This is a genomic window from Collinsella sp. AF15-51 (genome assembly GCF_003462845.1).
GTDB lineage: Bacteria > Actinomycetota > Coriobacteriia > Coriobacteriales > Coriobacteriaceae > Collinsella.
The window spans coordinates 50,149-73,244 of the sequence record NZ_QRYG01000005.1 but is presented as its reverse complement, the minus strand read 5'-3'; the positions used below and the strand labels follow the sequence as shown (position 1 = coordinate 73,244).

Here is a 23,096-nt window from a genome sequence, read left to right as displayed (position 1 = left end):
TGCTGATTTTTGCTATTTAACCTGATATTGCACGGTATATGACCTTGAAATGACTTGCAACTGACCGATGTTCTAATTAGCTACCAAGGGCGAAAGGAAACAGCCATGAGCAAGGAAAAAGTCGTTCTCGCATATTCCGGTGGTCTTGATACATCCGTATGTGTCAAGTGGCTCCAGGACGAGAAGAATCTCGATGTCGTTTGTGTCTGCGGCAACGTGGGCCAGGAGGAGACCGGCCTGGACGCCAAGAAGCAGAAGGCGCTCGACCTGGGCGTTCTTGATTGCCAGGTGCTCGACCTGCGCGATGAGTTCTCCGATGAGTTCCTGACCAAAGCCATCGCCGCCAACTCCATGTACGAGAACAAGTACCCGCTGCTCTCCGCCCTGTCTCGCCCGCTGCTCGCCAAGAAGCTTGTCGAGGTCGCCCATGAGTTTGGCGCGACCTACGTCGCCCACGGCTGCACCGGTAAGGGTAACGACCAGGTTCGTTTTGAGGCTGCCGTCAAGGCCCTCGACCCCGAGCTTAAGGTTATTGCCCCGGTTCGCGAGTGGGACCTGAAGTGCCGTCCCGACGAGGTCGCCTACGCACATGCCCACAACGTGCCGGTTCCCGAGGGTGCCAACGACAACCCCTACTCCATCGACGACAACCTGTGGGGTCGTGCCATTGAGTGCGGTCACCTGGAGGATCCCTGGAACGAGCCGCTCGATGACGCCTGGGTTATGACCAAGAACCCCGAGGACGCGCCCGACACCCCGACGTATACCGAGATTGAGTTTGAGGCCGGCAAGCCCGTCGCCGTCGACGGCAAGAAGATGAAGCTCTCCGAGATCGTCATCGCCCTCAACAAGATTTCGGGTGACAACGGCTTTGGCCGTCTCGATCTGGTCGAGGATCGTCTGGTGGGCCTCAAGAGCCGCGAGTGCTACGAGGTTCCCGGCGCCCTGACGCTCATCACCGCCCACAAGGCGCTCGAGGATATTTGCGTTGAGGGCGACCTGCTCAAGACCAAGATCAAACTCGAGCAGGATTGGGCCACCGCCGTATACAACGGCCAGTGGTACAGCCCGCTCAAAAACGCGCTCGACGCCTTTATGGCCGACACCCAGAAGTTCGTGACCGGTACCGTTCGCCTGAAGTTCTTCAAGGGCAACTGCCATGTCGTCGGCCGCAAGAGCCCCTTCAGCCTCTATGACTACGGTCTCGCCACCTACGACCGTGACACCACGTTTGACGAGAAGGCCAGCGCCGGCTTTATCGAGATTGATACGCTGTCGCTCAAGACGTGGGCTAAGGTCCAGGGTCCCAGCTCTGCTGCAGCCCAGGCCTAAGGCTTCTCTTCCTTGGTATCCGCGCGGCCCATCCGCGTGATACGTAACGGGCGCACGGGGTCCCTGCCTTTCGTTATGCTTGCTGGCACTTCTTAACATCGGTGGCCCCTACGTTCCGCCCGCATATATGATGCCGCGCCTGCGGCTGAGTCCGAGCCCCGCCGGGGTTGTCCGGCGGGGCTCTCTCTATCAATTTGAGGGCTTTACACCTTTATATATCCGAGGAGTATCCATTATGTTCAATGCGGTTGGCGGGAGTCGAAGGGCGCCAAGTGCCAGGTGCGTCACTTCTTTGCAAATTAGCTGCATGTTCCCGTGCACGGTGGGGAATGTGTAAAACTAGCGGTTGAAAAATCGCTTTAGCGACATGGCTCATTGCTTTGGGCGCTTGTTTTGGTATTTGGAGAAAGGGGACGGTTCCATGGCTCTTTGGGGCGGTCGTTTTGAGGCGGGAGTGGCCGAGGTCACGCAGGAGTTTGGCGCGTCGCTGCCTGTCGACAAACATCTCTATAAGCAGGATATCGCCGGTTCTAAGGCGCATGCCAAGATGCTGGCGGCCCAGGGCATCATCAGTGCCGAGGACGAGCAGGCGATTGCCGAGGGCCTGACCGGAATCGAACAGGATATCGATGCCGGCAACTTCACCTTCGATATCAACGATGAGGACATTCATATGTCCATCGAGAGCGAGCTGACGCGCCGCATCGGCGAGGCCGGTAAGCGCTTGCATACCGGGCGTTCGCGCAACGACCAGGTGGCGACCGATACGCGTCTGGGCGTCAAGGCGCTGGCCAAGGAACTCATGGAGGCCAATCTTGAGCTGCGCCATGTGCTGGTGGATGCGGCCAAGAAGTACGACAAGGTGATTCTGCCGGGCTACACGCACATGCAGCATGCTCAGCCCGTGCTGCTGTCGCATCATCTGCTGGCGTATTCCTGGATGTTCGCGCGCGACTTTACACGCCTGAAGGCCGCCTTTGATGCCGCTGACAACTGCCCGCTGGGTGCCGCCGCGCTTGCCGGTACGAGCTATCCGCTCGATCGCCAGATGACGGCTGCCGAGCTTGGCTTTGCGGGTGTGATTCCCAACTCGCTCGATGCGGTTTCCGACCGTGATTTCCTGCTCGATCTGCATTGCGCCGGCTCCGTCATGGCCATGCACCTGTCGCGTCTTTCCGAGGAGATCGTGCTGTGGTCGAGCTCCGAATTCGGCTTTATCACGCTTTCTGACTCGTATTCCACCGGCTCGTCTATCATGCCGCAGAAGAAGAACCCCGACTTTGCTGAGCTTATCCGCGGCAAGAGCGGTCGCGTGTACGGCAACCTGGTGCAGCTGCTCGTGACCATGAAGGGCCTGCCGCTTGCTTATAACAAGGACTTGCAGGAGGACAAGGAGGGCGCGCTCGATACCGCCCACACGCTCATGCAGTGCCTGTCGGTTATGGCCGGTATGATTTCGACTTGGACCGTCAACGAGGATGCCATGGCGCGCGAGTGCGGTGTGGGTCATCTTGCCGCCACCGATGTTGCTGATTACCTGGCCAAGCGTGGCCTGCCGTTCCGTGAGGCGCATGCCGTGGTGGGCCATCTGGTCCTGATGTGTGAGAAGCGCGGCTGCAATCTTGAGGACCTGCCGTTTGAGGTGTTCCAGGAGGCAAGCCCGCTCTTTGAGCGCGATATTACCGAGGCACTCGACATCCCGTCGATCGTTGCCGCGCGCACGACCGAGGGCGGCACCGCTCCTGCCGCCGTTGCCGTGCAGCTGCAGCGTGCCGAGGCGCAGCTCGTGGCCGACGAGGGCGTGTTTGGATCGCTGACCAAGGTTGTCGAGATGGGTCACGGGGCAAAGTAGAGGTTTGGCTGAAGACGTATTGTCCATTTATTGATAAATCGTTTTTGCTTTACGGGCGTCTGCTGATGCGGGCGCCCCTATTTTGCTGCTATGGGGGAGGGGCTTGTCGAGAACTTCTGTAGGACCTTTGGGCAGGTTGTGAAGGGGGTACGTTCGCGGGTGGCAACCGACCGCCCGCTCTGTTCGATGTGGTTGATGAGCGGTCGGATGGTACTCTAATCGGGCTTCGAAACAGAAGCGACACATATGGAGCGCTTTAATAAATTGCAGCGTTTCAATAAACAGCTTTTTGTTTAACTGCAGCTAAAACTCTGTTACGATGCAGTCCAGGCGGGTGCCGGAATGGGACTTGGGCACGCGCGAACCTACTTGAAAGGCTACCTTATGGCTATCGAGAAGACCTTCATCATGATTAAGCCCGACGCCGTGCGCGACCGCAAGATCGGCGAGATCGTTGCTCGTATTGAGCGCAGCGGCCTTGTCATCGAGCGCATGGAGATGACCACGCTCGAGCGCGCTACCGTCGAGGAGCACTACGCCCATCTGGCCGACAAGCCCTTCTTTGGCGGTCTCTGCGACTTTATGACGAGCGGTCCGGTCGTCAAGATGGTCGTTTCCGGCCTCTCCGCTGTCTCCAAGATGCGCACCCTTATGGGCGCCACCAACCCGCTTGATGCTGCCCCCGGCACCATTCGCGGCGACTTTGCTGTCGATGTCAACGCCAACGTGATCCACGGCTCCGACTGCCTGGAGAACGCCGAGATCGAGATCAAGCGCTTTTTTGGCTAAACCAGCTTTGACTCCTTAAAGCTGTTAGCGTGTGGCTTGGGCGCCGCGGAACTTCATCCGCGGCGCCCTTTTTATTCCAGTAGACTTTTGGTAAACCCCCACAAATCTACTAAAGAGCCCCCGTCCGGATGTTTCTTCCGGGCGGGGGCTGGCGTTAGCGTCGTATGGCTTTGTGAATCTTTAGGCCTCGTCGACGATCTTAAGGCCGCGCGTGTGGTCGATCTCGTTGAGGAGGTTAACGCGACGCTCGTGACGGCCGCCCTCAAACTCGGCGTCGAGCCACTCGTCGACGATCATCTTGGCGAGCTCGGAGCCAACGACGCGGGCGCCAAAGGCGAGCACGTTGGTGTTGTTGTGCATGCGGGAGAGCTTGGCGCTGAAGGGCTCGGAGCACACGACGGCGCGTACGCCCTCGACCTTGTTGGCAGCCAGGCTGATCCCGACGCCGGTACCGCAGATCAGGATGCCCAGGTCGACGTCGCCGTTGGCAACGGCCTTACCCACCTTGTAGCCGGCGATGGGGTAGTCAAAGCTCTCGGAGGTGTCGGTGCCAAAGTTCACGACCTCGCAGCCGCGCTCCTTCAGGTGCTCGGAAATGATGTTCTTGAGCTCGACGGCGGCGTGGTCGTTACCGATACCGATCTTCATGGATGGTTCCTCTCTGGTCTGTGCGGCGCAAATGCTAAAGGTGTTTACCGCGTTCGACTGCATGATAGCGCGACTTTTGTGTAAACGCTCGGGCGTTTTTTGATCAAACGCTTTAGCAGGCAACAAGACCCGCTTTTCATGAATGAATGCCGCCAGTTTGTGCTTGAGCGCCGTCCGCCGGAACCATGGTTGCGGTTTTTGATGCATTGTTATCAAATAAAGGAGCCAACTTTTTTGAGAGTCCAGCCCGTTATGCAAGCAGGAGATACCTATGCCTACCGATTCCATCCGTGATGCCGCGTTTTGCGATGTTTTGAACCGCGAGCTTGTCTGTGCGCTCGGCTGCACCGAGCCTATTGCCGTTGCCTATGCAGCGGCGTTGGCGAGCCAGACGCTCGGTTGCGAACCCGATCATATGGACGTTGCCTGCTCGGGCAACATCATTAAGAACGTTAAGAGCGTGACCGTGCCCAACTCGGGCGGTATGCACGGTATCGAGGCTGCGGCCGTGCTGGGTGCCGTGGGCGGTGACGCCAAGAGCGCGCTCGAGGTGCTCGAGAGTGTTGACGATGCAGACCGCGCTCGCGTGACCGAGCTGCTCGCCGACGCTGACTACTGCGACGTGTCGCTTGTCGAGGGTGTGCCTAACCTCTATATCAAGGTAACTGCCACTGCCGGGGGCCATACCGCGGTCGTCGAGATCACCGACCACCACACGAATGTTACGTGCCATACGCTCGACGGTATTCCGGTGTGTGGCAAGTCGGCGGGGGAGTGTGCCGCCTGCGCCGAGCGCGTCGTGGCCGAGCGTGCCGCCGATAAGGCCGACACGCCCATGTCGATCGAATCCATCATCGACTTTATCGAGGACGGCGACATCGAGGGTGCTCGCGCCGCCGTTGAACGTCAGATTGAGCTGAACGGCGCAATAAGCGCCGAGGGCCTGGCGCACGCTTGGGGCGCCGAGGTAGGCCGTACGCTGCTGGGCGCTCGTGCCGACGACGTCGCCTGCCGTGCCCGTGCCCGTGCGGCCGCCGGGTCCGATGCCCGTATGAACGGCTGTGCGCTGCCGGTCGCCATTGTGTGCGGCTCGGGCAACCAGGGCATCACCTGTGCGCTGCCCGTTATGGAGTATGCCGACTACCTGCGTTGCGACAACGAGCGCCTGGTGCGCGCCGTGATGCTGTCCGACCTTATCGCCGTGCATATCAAGAGCTATATTGGTGCGCTCTCGGCGTTTTGCGGCGCTATTTGCGCCGCGTGCGGTGCCGGTGCCGCGATTACCTGGCTGTGTGGCGGCACGCGCGAACAGATTGGTGCGACGGTCTCGAACACGCTCGGCAACGTGGGCGGTATCGTGTGCGACGGCGCCAAGGCGAGCTGTGCCGCCAAGATTTCCGCTGCCGTCGATGCGGCGATTCTGGGCCACGATATGGCCATGCAGGGCCGCGGCTTCCGCGCCGGCGAGGGCCTGATCCAAGATACCGTTGAGCAGACAATCGCCAGTATGGGCTACGTAGGCCGTGTGGGCATGAAAGATACCGACGTCGAGATCCTCAACATCATGATCGGCAAAACCCAAGTGTGCTAGGACAGTTCGTCGGCTACTTGGTGCTCGTAGAAGGCCTCTACTACGGCGTTAAAGTCGCGGGCGAAGCCTTCCATGGTTCCGCGCCAGGTGACTCGGTTGGGCTTGCCCTGGCCTACATAGGCAGTCTGAATGCCGCAGGCGGGGCTAGGGAAGTCGCGTTTGGGATCGTTGCCCACCATAAGGACCTCGTGCGGTTCGAGCCCCATCACCTGAAGCTGCTCTAGATAGTAGGTGGCATCAGGCTTGCAGCGGGTGGCGTTTCCCATGTGCGTGACGAGCTCAAAGGGGGCGTCGGCCAGGTCGCCCCAACCCATGCGGCACTCGATGGCCCCCTGCGGAAAGCTGGGGTTGGTAAAGAGCGCGCAGCGCAGCCCTGCGCCCTGTACGGCCTGGAGCGCGGCGTGTGCGCCCGGCATGGCATGGGCGTTGATGAGTTCGTCATTCTTGTACGGAAGAACTTCGCGGTCGTAGTAGGTAAACGCCTCGTAGATAAGTGGGTCCGAGAGGCAAATCCCGCATCGGCGCTCGACCTCTTCTTGGTAAAACTCAAGATTGGTGCGGTTGTCCGTGCCGCTGCGGCGATTGGCGTTGAGGTCGACCAGGATGGTGCCGAGGCGTGCCATCGTGCCACCGCGGCTGCGGCGCCCGATATCCGCGAGCATCGAAGAGACATCCTTAAAATAGCGAAGGATGAACGCGTTGAGGTTGATGCTAAGAAGCGTTTCGTCCATATCGAAAACGACTGCTTTGAGCACGCGGGCACCTTTCTCGAAAAATCGATCTAGAATCGTTGGCTCCGGATACTTTACCCCAAAGCCGAATGCCTGGCTGGTTATCGTCAAGTTGCGGAGACGTGTGTTCATAAGATTACGAAAAAGTCTCCACACGAGTAAAAAATCGCAGTTCACGCTTGAAATCGAACTCATTTCCCCGTAACCTATACGAACGTGATTGCATAAGCGTCACATTAGTATCTGTCGGCTCCCGAGTGTTCCTAAACGTTGTGTGCTTGTCGCACCCTTCTGTAGGTCCTAGCAATCGGGGCCCCGTAGTTCGAAAGGGGTCCACCTTTGAGTGAGATTCAGAACTCGTCCATTTTCTCTCTTGACGATGTCAACGAGGAGGAGATGAACAACCTCATCGACGGTACGATTACCGACTTTGATGAGGGCGATCTCGTTAACGGCACTGTCGTTAAGATCGAGCATGACGAGGTGCTCGTTGACATCGGATTCAAGTCCGAGGGCGTTATCCCGGTCCGCGAGCTGTCCATCCGCAAGGACGCTAACCCTGCAGACATCGTTGCACTCGGTGATCCCATCGAGGCTCTGGTTCTCCAGAAGGAGGACAAGGACGGTCGTCTGGTCCTGTCCAAGAAGCGTGCCGAGTACGAGCGTGCTTGGAACCGCATCGAGGAGAAGTTCAACTCCGGCGAGAATGTCGAGGGCGAGGTTATCGAGGTTGTCAAGGGCGGCCTGATCCTCGACATCGGCCTGCGTGGCTTCCTGCCCGCTTCCCTCGTCGACCTCCGTCGCGTCAAGGACCTCACCTCCTACATGGGCACCCGCATCGAGGCTCGCGTCATCGAGATGGACCGCAACCGCAATAACGTCGTCCTCTCCCGTCGCGTCGTGCTCGAGGAGTCCCGTAAGGCCGAGCGTTCCGAGATCCTGTCCAAGCTCAAGTCTGGCATGCGTCTCCAGGGCACCGTTTCCTCCATCGTCGACTTCGGCGCCTTCGTCGACCTCGGCGGTATCGACGGCCTCATCCACATCTCCGAGCTCTCCTGGAACCACGTCAACCATCCTTCCGAGGTTGTCAAGGTCGGCCAGGAGGTCGAGGTCGAGGTTCTCGACGTCGATCTCAACCGCGAGCGCATCTCCCTGGGTCTCAAGCAGACCACCGAGGATCCGTGGCGCGCACTGGTCAAGAAGTACCCCGTCGGCGCTATCGTCGAGGGCACTGTGACCAAGCTTGTCCCGTTCGGCGCTTTCGTCGACCTGGGCGAGGGCATCGAGGGCCTGGTGCACATCTCCGAGATGGCCAACAAGCACGTCGATCAGCCTTCTCAGGTCACCCACGTGGGCGACAAGGTTCAGGTCAAGGTCATGGAGATCGATCTCGACCGTCGTCGTATCTCCCTGTCCATGAAGTCTGCTGCTGAGACTCTGGGCGTCGAGATCGAGGTTACCCCGCTGCCTTCCGAGAAGAAGGACGAGGAGACTGACGCCGAGTAATTCGGTTTGACGATCACTTGTTTTAAGGGATCCGTCCGTAATGGACGGGTCCCTTTTTGCATTTGGCGCCGAGATGCGCAATGCTGCCGGGTTGTCCACAGGCTATTGGATTGTCGGTGCATGAAAAAAGCCGACATCCCGCCTCGGGGAGGAGGCGGGAACACACCGAGTAGACGGAGGGGTGCGGAGCGCGGTCGCGTCTCGACTGACGACGTTGCCCATCGACAGGACCATTGTAGCGCATGGCGGTTCTTGGTTTATCGTGTCGAGCGTTTGCGTTGTGCCATTGCCTGCGGCAACGGTGTGTTACACTTTTGCACTGCTGAGTGGGCCAGACGGTCGCGCGATGTGCTGCTTGCAGTACGCGTGAGGAAAGTCCGGGCTCCAGAGGGCGGGATGCCGGCTAACGGCCGGGCGGAGTGATCCGACGGAAAGCGCCGCAGAAAAGAAGACTCCCACCTGCGCCGCAAGGCGTAAAGGGAAAAGCTGAAACGGTGGTGTAAGAGACCACCAGCGTCGTGGCAACACGGCGGCTTGGCAAGCCCCATCCGGAGCAAGCGCGAATAGGAACGCTATGGGCCGGCCCGGTCCGCGTTCGGGTAGCGTGCGTGGAGCTGCACGGTAACGTGCAGACAAGATAAATGACCGTTCACGACAGAACCCGGCTTATCGGCCCACTCGGCACTTTGTTGACGCTGCGAACCCGTCAGCGCGGCAATCTGCCTTTCAAACCTTCGGGCATGACCATAAGGTCAATGCCCTCGGCTTTCAAGGCACCTTGCTCGCGCTGACGGGTTCTCGCTTTCGTTGACGGAATCATCGGCGTTGCCATTCTTTTTACTAGGGTTATCGTATTATTGAGGCTGTTTGTTGCCGCGCTTAGTTTTGTTGAGGGGCTTTGTTGGACAGCTATTTTACTCTGCAATCGAATATTGAGGTTTCGGGCGAGTTTGTGGACCGCAAGAGCCGGTTTATTGCCCAGCTGGTCCATATTGAGTCCGAGGACGAGGCGAATGCCTTTATCGAGATGGTTCGCAAGCGTCATTACGACGCTCGACACAATGTTCCCGCGTGGATTTTGGTCGATGGACGCGAGCGCCAGAGCGATGATGGTGAGCCGAGCCGCACGAGCGGTATGCCGACACTCGAGGTGTTGCGCGGTGCGGAGCTCAAAAATGTTTGCTGCGTAGTGACACGCTATTTTGGTGGTACGTTGTTGGGGCCCGGTGGCTTGGTACGCGCCTATACCGCGGCGACGCAGGCGGCGGTGGCCGCGGCTCAGGAGGCCGGGCAGATCGTCGAGATGACGAGTGTCGTGCCTGTTGACGTGCATGTGGCCTATCCGCAGTATGAGCAGGTGCTTCGCTTGGCCCAGGATTCCGGTGCCAAGGTTTCGGATACCGAGTACGCGGATGCCGTGACACTTCATTTGGTGTTTAAGGCGGGGGAGCAGGGGTCGTTTTGCGCTAAGATGCGCGAGCTTATGGCGGGGTGCGAGGAGATTGAGGTCAGCACTCCCGAATTTGCCGAGTTCTAACGGCGACGGTCGGCGTGCTTTTGGACGGATCCCAAGCACACCGACCGTCGTTTTATGTCGCTGCCGTTTACTCGGCGAGCTGCTTTAGTACATCACAGGCGATTTCGACGGCATCGTCGATGCAACCGGGACAGCTGCGGAGCGGACCCTTGTCCGATCCGATGCCCTTGAGCGTGCCGCAGACGGTCGTCGTGTTCTTCTCGCCAAAGCGCTTGGCAATCTCGCGCGACAGTTTGTAGGTCTGGCCCTTGGTCTTGGGGTTTTCCATGCCATCGCTCATTACAAAGCCCATGATGGCCACGGCGCCCGAGATGGCACCGCAAGTTTCGGTCATGCCGCCCATGCCGGCGCCAAAGCCCTCGGTGAGGGTAAAGGCGACCTGGGGGTCGAGCCCGACGGCGGGCGCGAGCGTGCAGGCGACGGCCTGCGCGCAGTTAAAGCCGCGGGCGTGGTATTCGGCAGCCTGAGCCTGGCAGGTGGCAGTGTTGAGCTGAGTGGTATCAATCTGCTTCATCGGTGTCTCCTTGATTGCGGTGTACCCGCCTATGGTACCCTTGCTGGCGCATTCGCTTATCGAGACCGCAGTGCATATCTCATTGTTTTTCGCCATCGAACACTTTCTTAAGATTTGGGACAAATAAACCTGATTAATTTGTCCCATAACCTATCGGCGGGATGGGTTGAGAGGGGTGCGGGGTAGCGGTATTGTGAACCGAATAAAACAAAACCCAAGTAAGGGAGTTGGATATGTGCGAGCAGACTATCGGTACCACGTGCGTTCAGGGCGGCTATCATCCGGGCGATGCGGAGCCGCGCCAGGTGCCCATCTACCAGTCCACCACGTGGAAATACGACACGTCCGAGCACATGGGCAAGCTGTTTGACCTGGAGGAGTCGGGCTACTTCTACAGCCGTCTGCAGAATCCCACGTGCGATCTGGTCGCCGCCAAGATCTGCGAGATGGAGGGCGGCACCGCTGCGATGCTCACGAGTTCGGGCATGGCCGCGAACTTCCTCGCGATCTTTAACGTGGCCGGTGCCGGTGATCACGTGGTCGCGAGCTCTGCTATCTACGGCGGTACGTATAACCTGCTCGCCCACACCATGGGCCGCATGGGCGTGACTTGCACGTTTGTCGCCCCCGACTGCACCGATGAGGAGCTGGAGGCAGCCTTTGAGCCCAATACCAAGCTCGTCTTTGGCGAGACGATTGCCAACCCCGCCCTTGCCGTGCTCGATATTGAGCGCTTTGCCAAGGCCGCGCATGACCACGGCGTGCCGCTGATGGTCGACAACACCTTCCCGACGCCCGTGATGTGCCGTCCCTTTGAGTGGGGCGCCGACATCGTCACGCACTCTACCACCAAGTACATGGATGGGCATGCGGCCTACCTGGGTGGCGTGATCGTCGACCACGGCCAGTTTGACTGGATGGCCCATGCAGACAAGTTCCCGGGTCTCACCACGCCCGACGAGAGCTATCACGGCGTGACCTATGCCGAGAAGTTCGGTCGCGAGGGTGCCTTCATTACCAAGGCAACCGCTCAGCTCATGCGCGACCTCGGCCCCATGCAGAACCCGCAGGCGGCGTTTTTCCTGAATAGCTCGCTCGAGAGCCTGCATGTGCGTATGCCGCGTCATTGTGAGAACGGCCTGGCCGTTGCTAAGTTCCTGCAGAGCCATCCCAAGGTGCGCTTTGTGAGCTATCCGGGCCTGGAGGGCGATAAGTACTATGACCTGGCTCAGAAGTACATGCCCAACGGTACCTGCGGCGTCGTGAGCTTTGGCTTTAACGGTGGTCGCGCGGCGGCCGAGACCTTTATGAAGAGCCTTAAACTCGCCCAGATCGCCACGCATGTGGCCGATGCTCGCACCTGCTGCCTGCATCCCGCTAACGCTACGCACCGTCAGATGAACGATGAGGAGCTCATCGCCTGCGGCATCTCCGCCGACATGGTGCGCCTGTCGTGCGGCCTCGAGGACACGGCCGATCTGATTGCCGACCTTGAGCAGGCGCTCGAGCAGTGCTAGGCTAGCTTCTCGTATGAAGCGACGGAGCCTCTTGGGGTTCCGGTGACATATAGTTCCGATTCCGTAGGCGGGACCCCAATCGCGACTGTTCGCAGGCGATTGGGGCCCCGTTTTTTGCGTTGTGCCACTCGAAAGGATGGATATGGAGAAAACCGCAGAGCAGCTGCGCCGCGAGCACCTTGCCCTTGAGGGCGACACCCATGGCAAGAACAAATGGGCGATTCTGTTTACCGTGCTCATCATGACGTTTATGTCGTGTCTGGATTCGACCGTCGTGACCGTGGCGTTGCCCGTGATGCAAAAGGAGCTGGGCGTGGGCCTCGACCGCATCCAGCTGGTGAGCTCGGTGTACCTGCTTGCGACATGCGTGGCTATGCTGCCGTTTGGCCGCTTGGGCGACGTGCGCGGCAAGGTGGGCGTATTCCAGCTGGGCGTAATCGTTTTTACGGCCGGCTCGCTGCTTTGCGGCCTTTCGAGTTCGCTCGAAGTTCTTATTCTGGCACGCATTGTGCAGGGCGTCGGCTGCGCGGCGGCCATGGCTAACAACATGGGTATCATCACCGAGTCGTTTCCGGCGCGCGAGCGCGGTCGTGCCATGGGTATTCTCGCGACCTTCGTGGCCCTCGGCATGATGTGCGGCCCCGTGCTCGGCGGCATGCTGGTGGCAAGCTTTCCCTGGGAGAGCATCTTCCTCATCAACCTGCCCATTGGCGTCATCTCGTTTATCGTGGGACTCTATACACTACCGCATGTTAAGCCGGAGGCCGGCGAGCGCCCCATGTCCCTGGTTGAGGCTGCTCGTCGCTGCTTTGCAAATTCGGCCTTCACCATCAACCTTGCTTGCATGCTCATCGTGTTCGTTGGTATTGGCGCATCCGAGTTTATCCTGCCGTTCTATTTTCAGGACGCTCACGGCTTTGGTTCCGACATCTCTGGACTACTCTTTTTAGCGCTGCCGATGGTGAATGCCTTTATCGGCCCGCTTTCGGGTACGGTTTCGGACCGCGTTGGCTGCGAGGGCCCCACGGCAGTCGGCCTGGGTGTGTACGTGTGCGGTCTCTTTGCGGTAAGCACGCTCGACGAGCACGCTTCCATCCCTCTGATCGTGTGCTGTGTCGCATTTATGTCGCTTGGTACGTCGATTTTCCAAAGCCCCAATAACTCCCTGTATATGGGCTCGGCTCCGCGCGAAGCGCTCGGCTTTGCTGGCAGCCTGGGTAGCCTTGCGCGCTATGCGGGTATGGCAGTGGGCATTACGGTGGCGTCGCATATCCTCTATGGGCAGATGAGCGTGGCGATGGGCGAGGCCGTGACCAGTTTTGTTGCAGGCCGTCCGGATGTGTTCCTGTTTGGTTTTCGTTCGGTGTTCTATGTGTTGATGGCCGTGGCAGCCGTGGGCTTTGTCCTCTCGATGGTTCGTTTGGTGAGGATGCGCGCCCGCCATTAGCGTGTTGGGAGGCTGCCTGCCACGTATTCGCGCCGTCCCAAAAAGACTGGTTTGTGGTGCGATGCGGCTTGTGGGGCGGTCGGGGGTCGGTCCGTGGTAGACTATCGAACAACGTTTATTAATCGCGCGGCATCCTTGCCGCGAGAAGGGGTTGCGCCATGCAGGAGCTTGAGGATCGTATTCGCCATGACGGCATCGTAAAGGCCGGTAACGTCCTTAAGGTTGATGCCTTCCTCAACCACCAGTGCGACGTTGAGCTGTTCGACCACATGGGCGCCGAGTGGGCCCGTCTGTTCGAGGGCGTCGAGATCAACAAGATCCTGACGATTGAGGCTTCGGGCATTGGCATGGCCTGCATCGCGGCTCAGCATTTTGGCGGTGTGCCGGTGGTCTTTGCCAAGAAGGCGCAGTCCATCAACCTCGACGGCGAGCAGTATGCCACGACCATCTACTCCTTTACCAAGCAAAAGGAGTACCCGGTCATCGTTGGTAAGCGTTTCCTGTCCGAGGGCGACAAGGTCCTGATCATCGACGACTTCTTGGCCAACGGCTGCGCGCTTGAGGGTCTTATCAAGATCTGCGAGGCTGCGGGTGCCGAGGTATCCGGCATTGGCATTGCGGTGGAGAAGGGCTTCCAGGGCGGTGGCGATAAGCTCCGCGAGCGCGGCTTCCGCGTTGAAAGCCTAGCCCGTATCGCCGATATGGACTGCGAGAACGGCGAGATCACCTTCGCCTAAGCGCGCAACACAAGCGATTGGTATGCGATGTGACAAAGGGACTGTCCCTTTGTCACATTTTTTTGTATGAGGGGAGGTGCTGATATGGACGAGAACAAGATGGAATGGCGCGAGTATGCGCGCTATGCCGAGATGTCGGCCGAGGAGTTGGCGCGCGATTGCGAGGTGCAGGTGTTTCGTGCGACGGGTCCGGGCGGGCAGGGCGTGAACACGACGGACTCGGCGGTGCGTATGAAGCATGGGCCCACGGGGATTGTTGTGACGGCGCGCGAGAGCCGTAGTCAGTTTCAGAATCGCGCGAGCTGCCTGCGTAAGCTGCGCGCAGAGCTTGAGCGTCGTGGCCGTCCGCCGCGCCGTCGCGTCAAGACCAAAGTGCCCCAGCGATCGCGCCAGCGCAGGCTCAACGACAAGCACTTCAATGCGATTAAAAAGGCTAACCGTCGCAAGCCGGGCGGGGAGGAATGATCTTCTCAATAAGTTGCGGTGAAATAGGGACTGTTTCGCGGCTTTAACTGCATAAACAGTCCCTATTTCACCGCAACTTAGGTGGGGTTAGCGGGTTGGGTGCCAGACTTGGAGGGCGCCGGGTAGGATGTCGACTTCGATGCGCGAGGCGACGATGGGCTCGCCGTCGGCCTGGATGGGGTAGTCGGGCTCCTCAAAAGTTAGCTCGGCATGGCGGCAGCGGCGCATGCGAACCGGTGGCAACTTGGTATGGTGGCCGTCCTTGGCCGAAAGGAACATAGGCAGGGCTACCGCGCGAGGGACGGGGCCGCAGGCGTAGCAGACGTCGAGCATGCCGTCGCAGGGGTCGGCATCGGGGCAGATGCGATAGCCCGAGCCATAGGTAGGACCAAGCTGAATCGCCATGATGATCGCCCTCACGCGCTCGGCGGGCGCGCCGTCAAAGCTGACTGTCATGGGGTAGTTGCGGTAGCGCAGGCCAAACTGCTCAAGTCCCGAAAGGGTGTAGAGCGGCGCGCCCGTCAAGCCGGTCTTTTTGCGCAGCTCGGTGGTGCCCAGGCCGATGGCGGCATCGATGCCGACCGAAAGCGTCTGGTCGTAGTACTCAACGGTAGCCTCGCCGCTGCCGCTCGCAGGGCTCCACGAGCGAATGCGCCCGATGTCCTGACGCTGCAGCTCGCAGGTGAGCAGCGCGCCAAAATCCTTGCCGGAGAAATCGTCGATACCGAGCGTCTGGGCAAAATCGTTGCCGGAGCCCACGGGCAGGACGGCAAGAGTGGGGCGGGCGTCCTGCTCTTGCGTCATAAGCCCGTTGACGACCTCGTGAATCACGCCGTCGCCGCCAAGGGCGATAACGGTGCGATAGCCCTGAGCCTGTGCGGCCAGCTCCTTGGCGTGTCCCATACGCTCGGTCAACACCAGGTCAAACTGGGATGCGCGTGCAGTCATGTCCAAAAAGCGTTGCAGGCGCTCGGCAACTTCGCGTGCCGCACCCGACTGGGCGGCTGGGTTGGCGATGATGAGCGTGCGACCAAAATCAGTTGCGTGCATGGGGCGACTCCCGGCGTGTGACATGACAGTGCGGTCGCGCTCAGGTCGAATTACCCCCGATTGTGGCTGCACGGCGATTATTACATCTACTCTATCAGGTCGTTGTGGCGCTCGATAGCATCCGCTACCGTACCTCCCTCATCCACAATAAGCGAACGGCGCTTGGGTGAGATGATGCGCTGGGCAGGGTACACGCCGCGGTGTCCGCCGGTTAGGTAGCTGATAAAGGCCACGATGACAAAGAACCCGGCGGCCGTGCCGTGGAACAGGTCGATGGCCATCATGCAGGTGGTGATGGGCACGTTGAGGCCGGCGCAGAACACGCCGAGCATGCCGAGAGCCGCCAGAAAACTGGGTTCAAGCCCGGTAAGGCAACCGATCCAGCCACCGAGTGCCGCACCGATGCCAAACAGGGGCGTGACCTCGCCGCCTTGGAAGCCCGCGCCCAGGGTAAGCGCTGTGACGACCAACTTGATGGCTGCGTCCGCCAGGGTGGTGTTACCTGCAAATCCTGCGCCGGAAAGCCACGTGGAAAGGCCGGCGTAGTCCCAGGCGTCGAGGAGGGCATAGGCGGTCAAAACCACGAGTGCGCCTATGAGTGCGCGGACGAGGTAATTGGTGATAAAGCGACCGTACAGGCTTTTGACGGTTCGAACCGACCAGGCAAAGAGGCGTGCCGTCAGGCCGAAGATAATGGCGCTGATAACAACGATGACAACCGTCCGTGGTGTCATGTTGGGAACGCTGGCGATGACATTCGCCTCGTACTCGGTTCCCAAGGCAAGCGACGTAAAGTAGCCGGTAAACGAGGCGACCAGGCAGTAGATGCCCGCGGTGTAGTCGATCTTGCCGATAAAGCACATCTCCATGCCAAAGAAAGCTCCAGCAAGGGGCGAGCCGAATACGGCGCCAAAGGCCGACGAGATGCCGGCGAGCATGAGGTCGTGGTGGTCATGTTTTTTGAGGTGGGCGAGGTTCGAGATGTTGCTGGCGATGGTGCCGCCAATCTGCACCGCGGCCCCCTCGCGACCGGCAGATCCGCCCGTTAGGTGCGTGAGCGTGGAGCAGACGAAGGTAAGGACGGCCATGCGCATATGGATGAGACGTGTGCTCAGAGCGGAGTCGATGACCAGGTTGTTACCGCGTTTGGCGGCAAGGCCGTGGTTTTTGTACACCCATGCGGTGGCAACGCCCACAACAGGAAGCAAGGCGTAGACCCACGCGTGGTGCTCGCGATAGTCGGTCGCGATATTCAGCGAGGCCAAAAACGCCCAAGCGGCAACGCCCATGGCGAGCGAGACGATGACGACGAGCGCGAGCAACTTGGCGCTCGCGAGTAGGTTGCGGGCGTTGCGGCGCGTGTTGGCAGCCAAGAGATGCTCGGAGCGGGTGAGCTGTTGCCTGCCTGCCATGATGACGTCGTTCAGGGAGAAAAAGCCGCCGTCGTCGAGCGACTGGGAATGATCCTGCGCCTCGTTTGCGCTTTCGGGTTTGTCGGTATAAGCCATACGTTCCTCTTTTGGGTTGCAACACGAGCATTATAGAACGTGCCATACGTGACAAACCGGCAGGTTGGTTTTGGTTTTGTTTCGCGGCTTGCGGCCGACAGATGTATTTGCGGGTACAGGCCAAGTCGCGGTCGCGCGTCGAGGGATTATACTGAGAGAAACATAAAGAATCGGCGCTTTTGTTGCGCGCCGCAGCATGCTAGAGGTGCATATGGCTGAGAAACTCATTCCGTTGGAGGACGCACAGGCGATCGTCTTGTCGCACGTGAATCGCACCGAAGTTGTCGAGATTCCCGTGTGGCAGGCCGTCGGTCTTCCCTTGGCCGAGGACGCGGTGGCCGATATCGACATCTCGCCGTTTGCCAACAGCGCTATGGACGGATATGCCGTGCGCTCGTCGGACTTGGCGCAGGCATCTGGCGAGGCGCCGGTGACGCTCGACGTTATCGGACACGAGGCCGCGGGCCATGTGTTTGAGGGCGCAATCGGCGCGGGTGAGACGGTCCGCATCATGACGGGCGCGCCGGTACCCGAAGGTGCCGATGCCGTGGTGAAATACGAGATCGTCGACGTGCTCGATGGCGACGGCAACGAGGGCTCGCGTGTGAGGTTCTCGGCGCCTGCCAAGGTAGGGGAGAACGTTCGCTCTGCCGCCGAGGAGGCGCATGCCGGCGATATCGTGATGCGTGTCGGCGAGGTTGTGGCACCGGCGGGCGCCGGCTTGCTGGCGAGCGCCGGGTATGCGAGCGTGAAGGTGCATGCCGCTCCGCGCGTGGGCATTATCTCGCTGGGGACGGAACTGGTCACGCCGAGTAAGGTACCGGCGCGCGGTCAGATTCGCGACTCCAACTCGTCGGCGTTGATGGCCGAGGCGCTCGATGCCGGCGCCGAGCCCGTGTTCTACGGCATTGCGCCCGATGATGAGCGGGCGATTGCCGAGCTGGTGCATCGTGCCGTGCAGGAGTGCGATTTTGTCATTACGAGCGGTGGCGCCTCGGCAGGCGACTACGACTACGTGACGGCGCTGGTCCAGCGCGAGGGCGAGGTGCTGTTTGACCGCATCTCGATGCGTCCGGGCAAGGCCATCACGTTTGGGCTGCTCGGCGGCAAGCCGTATCTGGGGCTTTCGGGCAATCCCGCGGCGGCGTATGTGGGCTTTGAGATGCTCGCCCGCCCGGCGATCCGCAAGATGCGCGGTTTTGCCGAGGGGGCGCGTCCCGTGCAGCAGGCGATGCTCACGCACGGCGTGAAAAAGCGACAGCATCGCCGCTTCTTCGATCGCGCCACGGTTTTGCGCGACCCCGAGACCGGTGAGCTGTTGGTGACCGAGGCCAAGACGCAGAATTCGGCGTTGCTCGGCACGATGCAGCGGGCCAACTGCCTGCTGCGTATTGACGAAGGTCCGTGCGAGCTCAAGGCGGGCGACGTCGTGGATGTTGTGCGTGTCGACCTGCCTGAGGACGCCGTGTTGTAGGAGGAATGCTATGGAGCTGAAGATATCGATCGTGACGTGTTCGGATACGCGGGACCTTGCCCAGGACGAGGCTGGAGCCGCACTCGAGGAACTTATCGAGGCGCAGGGCTGGACGGTCGCCTCGCATGTGGTCGTGCGCGACGACGTCAGCGAGATCGGTGATGCCATTGTGGAAGCCGCCGATGAGTGCCACGCCAATGTCGTGCTCACCTGCGGCGGCACGGGGCTTTCGATGCGCGATGTGACGCCCGAGGCGACGCGTACCGTCTGCGATCGCGATGTGCCGGGTATTGCCGAGGCGATCCGTGCGTACTCCATGACCAAGACGCGCCGCACCATGCTCTCGCGCGCCGTGTGCATGCAGCGTGGGTATACGCTTGTCATCAACTTTCCGGGATCCACGAAAGCGGCCCGCGAAAGCTGGGAGGCCGTGAGCGACCAGCTGGAGCATGCGGCCCAGATGACGGCGGGCGGCGGGCACACCAAATAAGCGCACTACCTGCGGCGGAGCGACCTTGCGAGTCGCTCCGCCTTTTTATGCATCGACAGCGCGGGCCGTCTCGTGGTTATTGGTAAAAGAAAATTATCAGGCGAGAAATCTTTATCACTGATATTATTCGCACGAAAGTATAATCTAATTACAGAATAAAGCTCGCGGTGGGGTACCCGGGCACAAGGTCCGAAAGGGTTGAACATGTTCGATATGGTTTCTCGCCGCGGATTCGTCTCGCTTTCTGCTGTCGCCGCTGCCGGCCTTGGTCTTGCCGGCTGCTCGGGCAACAATACGTCCGAGCCGGCCGGATCCGATGCCGGTTCTGCTAAGGCATCTTCCAAGAAAGCTGTCGAGCTGCAGGTCTTTGCCGCCAACTCGCTCGAGAAGGCTCTGCCCGAGGTTCAGGAGCTTTATACCGACCAGACCGGCACCGCCTTTGCCGACACGCAGTTCAAGGCCTCCGGCGACCTCGTCGAGCAGATGCGCGCCGGTGCCGCCGTTGACGTGCTCATCACAGCCTCCAAGGGCACCATGGATGACGCCGAGGCCGCCGAGCTCGTCGACGCCGACACCCGTGAGGATATGTTCGTCAACGACCTCGTGATCATTCGCGCTGAGGGCTCCGACACCAAGGTCGAGGCCATCGCCGACGTCGCGAATCTGGACGGCAAGATCGCCATTGGCGACGCCAAGACCGTTCCCGCCGGCAAGTACGCCAACCAGGCCCTGGCCTCCGTGGGCCTCTACACCGGCACCGAGGGCGACGACGGCGAGTACGCCCCCGAGATCGCCGACAAGGTGGCCCTGGCCGACAAGGTCGGCACGGCTGCGTCTTACGTCTCTACAGGCGACTGCGTGGCTGGCTTTGTCTACAGCTCCGACATCTACCGCTACGACGGCATCGAGGAGGCCTTTGTGTGTCCCGAGGACTCGCATAAGCCCATCGTGTATCCGGGCGCTGTCGCCGATGGCTCCGAACATGCCGACGAGGCCAAGGCGTTTATCGACTTTTGCCTGTCCAACAAGAAGGCCCAGAAGATTTGGGCCAAATACGGCTTTGAGCTTTCCGCGTAGTGCGGCTTGGCGCGATAATTCCATCGTTTTGTGTTTAACTCCGTCCTTGTATTCTCTTGGAGCTTTTTGTGCTTAATAGATTCCGCATGCTTGTCGCCTGTGCTTTGACCTTCGCGCTTTGCTGGGTGCCGGGATTTGCGTTTGCTGGGGACGCCGAGGACGGGGCCCAGGTTGCTGCGACCGCTCATGGGCTTTCCTATGGGATCGAGGGTTTTGAGCGGTTGGCCAAGGGGACCGCTCGTGCCATGGAGGGCCAGCCTGAGGGCTACCGGTTTCCCGTTGACGAGGACGTGGACCTTGTAGTGGCGCCTGCTGCCGATCGCGTTGTGGTGTGGATATCGCCCAAGGCGGTCGAGAAGTATGGATTGGATCCGCAGGACAACGAGTGCGTATCGGGCCTCAAGGCCCTCGTCTGTGAGCTCGACAGCGCAAACTGCATGGGAGGTGCGCAGCTGGGGGACGTGGATCTTCCTTGGTATGTCACGGCGGAAACAACGTTTGATGCCGGCGGGTATACCTATGGCTTTGACGAACGCGGTGCGGATGGGGACCGCTATGTGGTGATTGCATCGGCCTCGGGTGATGCCAAGGGCGGCGCGCGCTGGCTTGATAGCGCTCAAATGGTAGAAGCATCGTCTGTCGTGTTGCGGGATGAGCAGGGTCCCTTGACCTCTCTGGCCTCCTTTTTGGGCGACATCGACTATCGCCCGCTTTGGGTGTCCATAAAAACGAGCGGCCTTGCCCTGCTGATTTCCTTTGCGCTGGGCCTGTTCGCCGCGTGGAAGACTATGGGTACCTCGAGTCGCATCAAGGGCCTGCTCGATTCGGTCTTTACGATCCCTATGGTGCTGCCGCCCACGGTCTGCGGCTTTCTGCTCCTCATGCTATTTGGCCGCTCGACCGGGGTGGGCCAGTGGCTCATCGCGCACGGCGTCTCGATCGTCTTTACGTGGCCTGCGGCGGTGATATCTGCCGTGGTGGTGTCGTTTCCCCTGGTCTACCGTACGGCGCTCGGTGCCTTTGAGAGCCTTGACACGCAGATGCTCGATGCCGCGCGAACCCTGGGATGGTCCGAGCGCCGTATCTTTGCCAAGCTTATGATGCCGCTTGGCTGGCCCTCGATTGCCGCCGGCGCGGTGCTTGCCTTCGCGCGTGCCATGGGCGAGTTTGGCTGCACCCTGTTCTTTGCGGGCAACTACGCCGGCATTACCCAGACCATCCCTATCGCCATCTACTTTGAGTGGATGGGCGGCAACACCTCGGTGGCCCTCTTTTGGGTCGTCGTCGTGATCGTGTTTAGTTTCCTGGTCATCCTGTTTATCAACATGTACACCGCGCATTCGCAAAAGTATCGCGAGCGGGGCCTTTCCCGTGCGGAGCGCAAGCGGGCCAAAGAACTCGCCGATACGGACGATTCGCTCGACCCGGTGGGCGGCGATGCCCTGCGTATCGATCGCGAGGCGCTGGCCGAGCTCATGCGCGATGATGCCACTCTGCAGGGAGGTCGATAGGCCATGTCGATCGTTCTGGATATCAAAAAGCGCTATCCCGGGTTTACGCTCGATATGCAGCTTGAGGCTGGAGAGGAGCGCGTGGCGCTGCTGGGCGCCTCGGGGTGCGGCAAGAGCTGTACGCTACGCTGCATTGCCGGTGTGGAGACGCCCGACGAGGGCAAGATCGTCGTCAACGGCGTGACCTTTTTTGATTCGGCGGCGGGCATCAACCTATCGCCCCAGGAGCGTAAATGCGCCCTGCTGTTCCAAAACTATCAGCTGTTTCCCAATATGACGGTGGCCGATAACGTGTGCGCCGGCGTACAGGATGCGGGTGACGTCGCTGCACGCAAAAAGCTCGCCGAGCGCTATCTGGGCATTTTTGGTCTGGCCGATTTTGCCGACCGCTATCCCGCACGCCTCTCGGGTGGTCAGCAGCAGCGCGTGGCGCTTGCGCGCATGGTGGCGGCACACCCGGGCATTTTTATGTTCGACGAGCCCATGAGCGCGCTCGATGCCTACCTTAAGAGCGCGCTCGAGCAGAACATGCTCGACCTGTTCGACGTGTGCAACCGCACCGTGCTCTACGTGAGCCACGATATCGACGAAGCGTGTCGCCTGTGCCAGCGCATTTGCGTGATGCATAACGGGCATGTGGAGGAGATCGGCTCCGTCGAAGATGTGGTCCGCCGGCCGCAAACCTTGGCCGCGCTGCGCTTGACGGGCTGCAAGAACACAAGCCGGGCGTGCAAGATCGGCGACGAAGAAGTTGAGGCTCTCGACTGGGGCATGACCTTTAATGTGGGTCGCGAGGTTCCTGATGATGTGGCGTACCTGGGGATTCGCGCAAGTTACTTCCATGTTGACAACCGTGCCGAGCGGGGTCGTAACAGCTACGACTTACACGTGGCCCGGGTGAGCGATTCGCGCTTTGAGCGGCTGGTGCTGTTGGATGTGCCACGTGTCGATGCGCCCACGCGTCTGCAGTGGAAGGTCAACAAGGTGAGCGTGGCTTCCGACGAGCTGCCGCAGGCCGACGAGACCCTGCGCATGCACTTCGATGCCAAGAGAATTCATCTGGTTTGTCGATAATGTGACAAAGGGACAGTCCCTTTGTCACATGCGGGGCCTCGGTCGCCTAGAAGCGCGACCGTTTGCCGAATCTAGACTGACAAAACCTTATCAATATGATAAATAATTATCAGAGGGTAGGTTCGGGCATTAGACATCTTGTGCTCCGATGCTGTCGTACGTGTGTCGGCGGTGTTCGTCTGGACGACGACCGCCGGTATAATTGCCTTCGATAAGAAATAGGAGGGTGCGTCGATGCCGCAGATG

At 60.1% G+C, this 23,096-nt stretch carries 19 protein-coding genes, 1 other RNA gene and 1 pseudogene; 16 read left to right on the top strand and 5 right to left on the bottom strand.

Annotated features, from left to right (window positions below; translation table 11 throughout):
• Positions 1 to 105: 105 nt before the first annotated feature.
• The 3 genes from DWW51_RS04080 (at position 106) to ndk (ending at position 3,973) form a co-directional block, all read left to right on the top strand.
• Complete coding sequence (locus DWW51_RS04080; RefSeq protein WP_055251721.1) at positions 106 to 1,332, top strand: argininosuccinate synthase; 1,227 nt, start codon at positions 106 to 108, stop codon at positions 1,330 to 1,332.
• 421 nt (positions 1,333 to 1,753) lie between these two features.
• Entirely contained in the window at positions 1,754 to 3,184 is a 1,431-nt protein-coding gene (argH, locus tag DWW51_RS04075) for an argininosuccinate lyase (protein WP_117773620.1), read from the top strand.
• A 384-nt stretch (positions 3,185 to 3,568) separates the two neighbouring features.
• The gene (gene ndk, locus DWW51_RS04070) at positions 3,569 to 3,973 is read left to right on the top strand and encodes a nucleoside-diphosphate kinase (protein ID WP_055251725.1); all 405 of its coding nucleotides are present in this window, start codon (positions 3,569 to 3,571) and stop codon (positions 3,971 to 3,973) included.
• Between the two features lie 180 nt (positions 3,974 to 4,153).
• Here ndk and rpiB read toward each other — a convergent pair whose 3' ends face one another.
• Positions 4,154 to 4,621 carry a ribose 5-phosphate isomerase B gene (gene rpiB, locus DWW51_RS04065; RefSeq protein ID WP_035138007.1) on the bottom strand — a complete coding sequence of 156 codons (468 nt, stop codon included), beginning with the start codon at positions 4,619 to 4,621 and terminating at the stop codon, positions 4,154 to 4,156.
• A 271-nt stretch (positions 4,622 to 4,892) separates the two neighbouring features.
• Here rpiB and DWW51_RS04060 point away from each other — a divergent pair, with 271 nt between their 5' ends.
• The gene (locus DWW51_RS04060) at positions 4,893 to 6,212 is read left to right on the top strand and encodes a serine dehydratase subunit alpha family protein (RefSeq protein ID WP_117773619.1); all 1,320 of its coding nucleotides are present in this window, start codon (positions 4,893 to 4,895) and stop codon (positions 6,210 to 6,212) included.
• Here DWW51_RS04060 and DWW51_RS04055 read toward each other — a convergent pair.
• Positions 6,209 to 6,967: an HAD family hydrolase gene (locus DWW51_RS04055; RefSeq protein ID WP_117773618.1), complete on the bottom strand. Its 759-nt coding sequence runs from the start codon at positions 6,965 to 6,967 to the stop codon at positions 6,209 to 6,211. The genes DWW51_RS04060 and DWW51_RS04055 overlap by 4 nt on opposite strands.
• A gap of 315 nt (positions 6,968 to 7,282) precedes the next feature.
• Here DWW51_RS04055 and rpsA point away from each other — a divergent pair, with 315 nt between their 5' ends.
• The 3 genes from rpsA (at position 7,283) to DWW51_RS04040 (ending at position 9,986) form a co-directional block, all read left to right on the top strand.
• Positions 7,283 to 8,449: a 30S ribosomal protein S1 gene (rpsA, locus tag DWW51_RS04050; RefSeq protein WP_022095232.1), complete on the top strand. Its 1,167-nt coding sequence runs from the start codon at positions 7,283 to 7,285 to the stop codon at positions 8,447 to 8,449.
• A 323-nt stretch (positions 8,450 to 8,772) separates the two neighbouring features.
• Positions 8,773 to 9,134: RNase P RNA component class A (gene rnpB / locus DWW51_RS04045), an RNA gene on the top strand.
• 213 nt (positions 9,135 to 9,347) lie between these two features.
• The gene (locus DWW51_RS04040) at positions 9,348 to 9,986 is read left to right on the top strand and encodes a YigZ family protein (RefSeq protein ID WP_197032166.1); all 639 of its coding nucleotides are present in this window, start codon (positions 9,348 to 9,350) and stop codon (positions 9,984 to 9,986) included.
• A 67-nt stretch (positions 9,987 to 10,053) separates the two neighbouring features.
• Here the strand turns inward: DWW51_RS04040 and DWW51_RS04035 are convergent, their stop codons facing one another.
• On the bottom strand, positions 10,054 to 10,500 hold the full coding sequence (locus DWW51_RS04035) for a C-GCAxxG-C-C family protein (protein ID WP_117635734.1): 447 nt from the start codon (positions 10,498 to 10,500) through the stop codon (positions 10,054 to 10,056).
• Between the two features lie 233 nt (positions 10,501 to 10,733).
• On the opposite strand from DWW51_RS04035, the gene DWW51_RS04030 reads away from it, so the two are divergent.
• The 4 genes and pseudogenes from DWW51_RS04030 to DWW51_RS04015 form a co-directional block, all read left to right on the top strand.
• Positions 10,734 to 12,017 (top strand): O-acetylhomoserine aminocarboxypropyltransferase/cysteine synthase family protein, encoded by a 1,284-nt coding sequence (locus DWW51_RS04030; protein WP_117629414.1) that lies wholly within the window; start codon positions 10,734 to 10,736, stop codon positions 12,015 to 12,017.
• A gap of 142 nt (positions 12,018 to 12,159) precedes the next feature.
• Positions 12,160 to 13,464, top strand: coding sequence for an MFS transporter (locus DWW51_RS04025; protein ID WP_117773616.1), 1,305 nt, complete (start codon positions 12,160 to 12,162; stop codon positions 13,462 to 13,464).
• A 158-nt stretch (positions 13,465 to 13,622) separates the two neighbouring features.
• Positions 13,623 to 14,201, top strand: a complete 579-nt coding sequence (locus DWW51_RS04020; RefSeq protein ID WP_117773615.1) for a xanthine phosphoribosyltransferase — start codon at positions 13,623 to 13,625, stop codon at positions 14,199 to 14,201.
• 156 nt (positions 14,202 to 14,357) lie between these two features.
• Positions 14,358 to 14,666 (top strand): annotated as a pseudogene (locus DWW51_RS04015) (peptide chain release factor-like protein); the annotation flags it as partial.
• Positions 14,667 to 14,753: 87 nt separating this feature from the next.
• Here the strand turns inward: DWW51_RS04015 and DWW51_RS04010 are convergent.
• A complete protein-coding gene (locus DWW51_RS04010; protein WP_117773614.1) occupies positions 14,754 to 15,716 on the bottom strand; it encodes a diacylglycerol kinase family protein in 963 nt (320 codons plus the stop codon).
• Between the two features lie 86 nt (positions 15,717 to 15,802).
• Positions 15,803 to 17,224, bottom strand: coding sequence for a chloride channel protein (locus DWW51_RS04005; protein WP_197032164.1), 1,422 nt, complete (start codon positions 17,222 to 17,224; stop codon positions 15,803 to 15,805).
• A 211-nt stretch (positions 17,225 to 17,435) separates the two neighbouring features.
• Here DWW51_RS04005 and glp point away from each other — a divergent pair, with 211 nt between their 5' ends.
• The 5 genes from glp to DWW51_RS03980 all read left to right on the top strand — a co-directional run bounded on the left by glp (position 17,436) and on the right by DWW51_RS03980 (position 22,850).
• Entirely contained in the window at positions 17,436 to 18,698 is a 1,263-nt protein-coding gene (glp, locus tag DWW51_RS04000; protein WP_117773638.1) for a gephyrin-like molybdotransferase Glp, read from the top strand.
• Positions 18,699 to 18,708: 10 nt separating this feature from the next.
• Entirely contained in the window at positions 18,709 to 19,188 is a 480-nt protein-coding gene (locus tag DWW51_RS03995; protein WP_117773613.1) for a molybdenum cofactor biosynthesis protein B, read from the top strand.
• A 204-nt stretch (positions 19,189 to 19,392) separates the two neighbouring features.
• Complete coding sequence (gene modA / locus DWW51_RS03990; RefSeq protein WP_117773612.1) at positions 19,393 to 20,265, top strand: molybdate ABC transporter substrate-binding protein; 873 nt, start codon at positions 19,393 to 19,395, stop codon at positions 20,263 to 20,265.
• A gap of 68 nt (positions 20,266 to 20,333) precedes the next feature.
• Positions 20,334 to 21,776 carry a molybdate ABC transporter permease subunit gene (gene modB / locus DWW51_RS03985; protein WP_231501568.1) on the top strand — a complete coding sequence of 481 codons (1,443 nt, stop codon included), beginning with the start codon at positions 20,334 to 20,336 and terminating at the stop codon, positions 21,774 to 21,776.
• A 3-nt stretch (positions 21,777 to 21,779) separates the two neighbouring features.
• Positions 21,780 to 22,850, top strand: a complete 1,071-nt coding sequence (locus DWW51_RS03980; RefSeq protein WP_117757034.1) for a sulfate/molybdate ABC transporter ATP-binding protein — start codon at positions 21,780 to 21,782, stop codon at positions 22,848 to 22,850.
• The last annotated feature ends 246 nt before the right edge of the window (positions 22,851 to 23,096 follow it).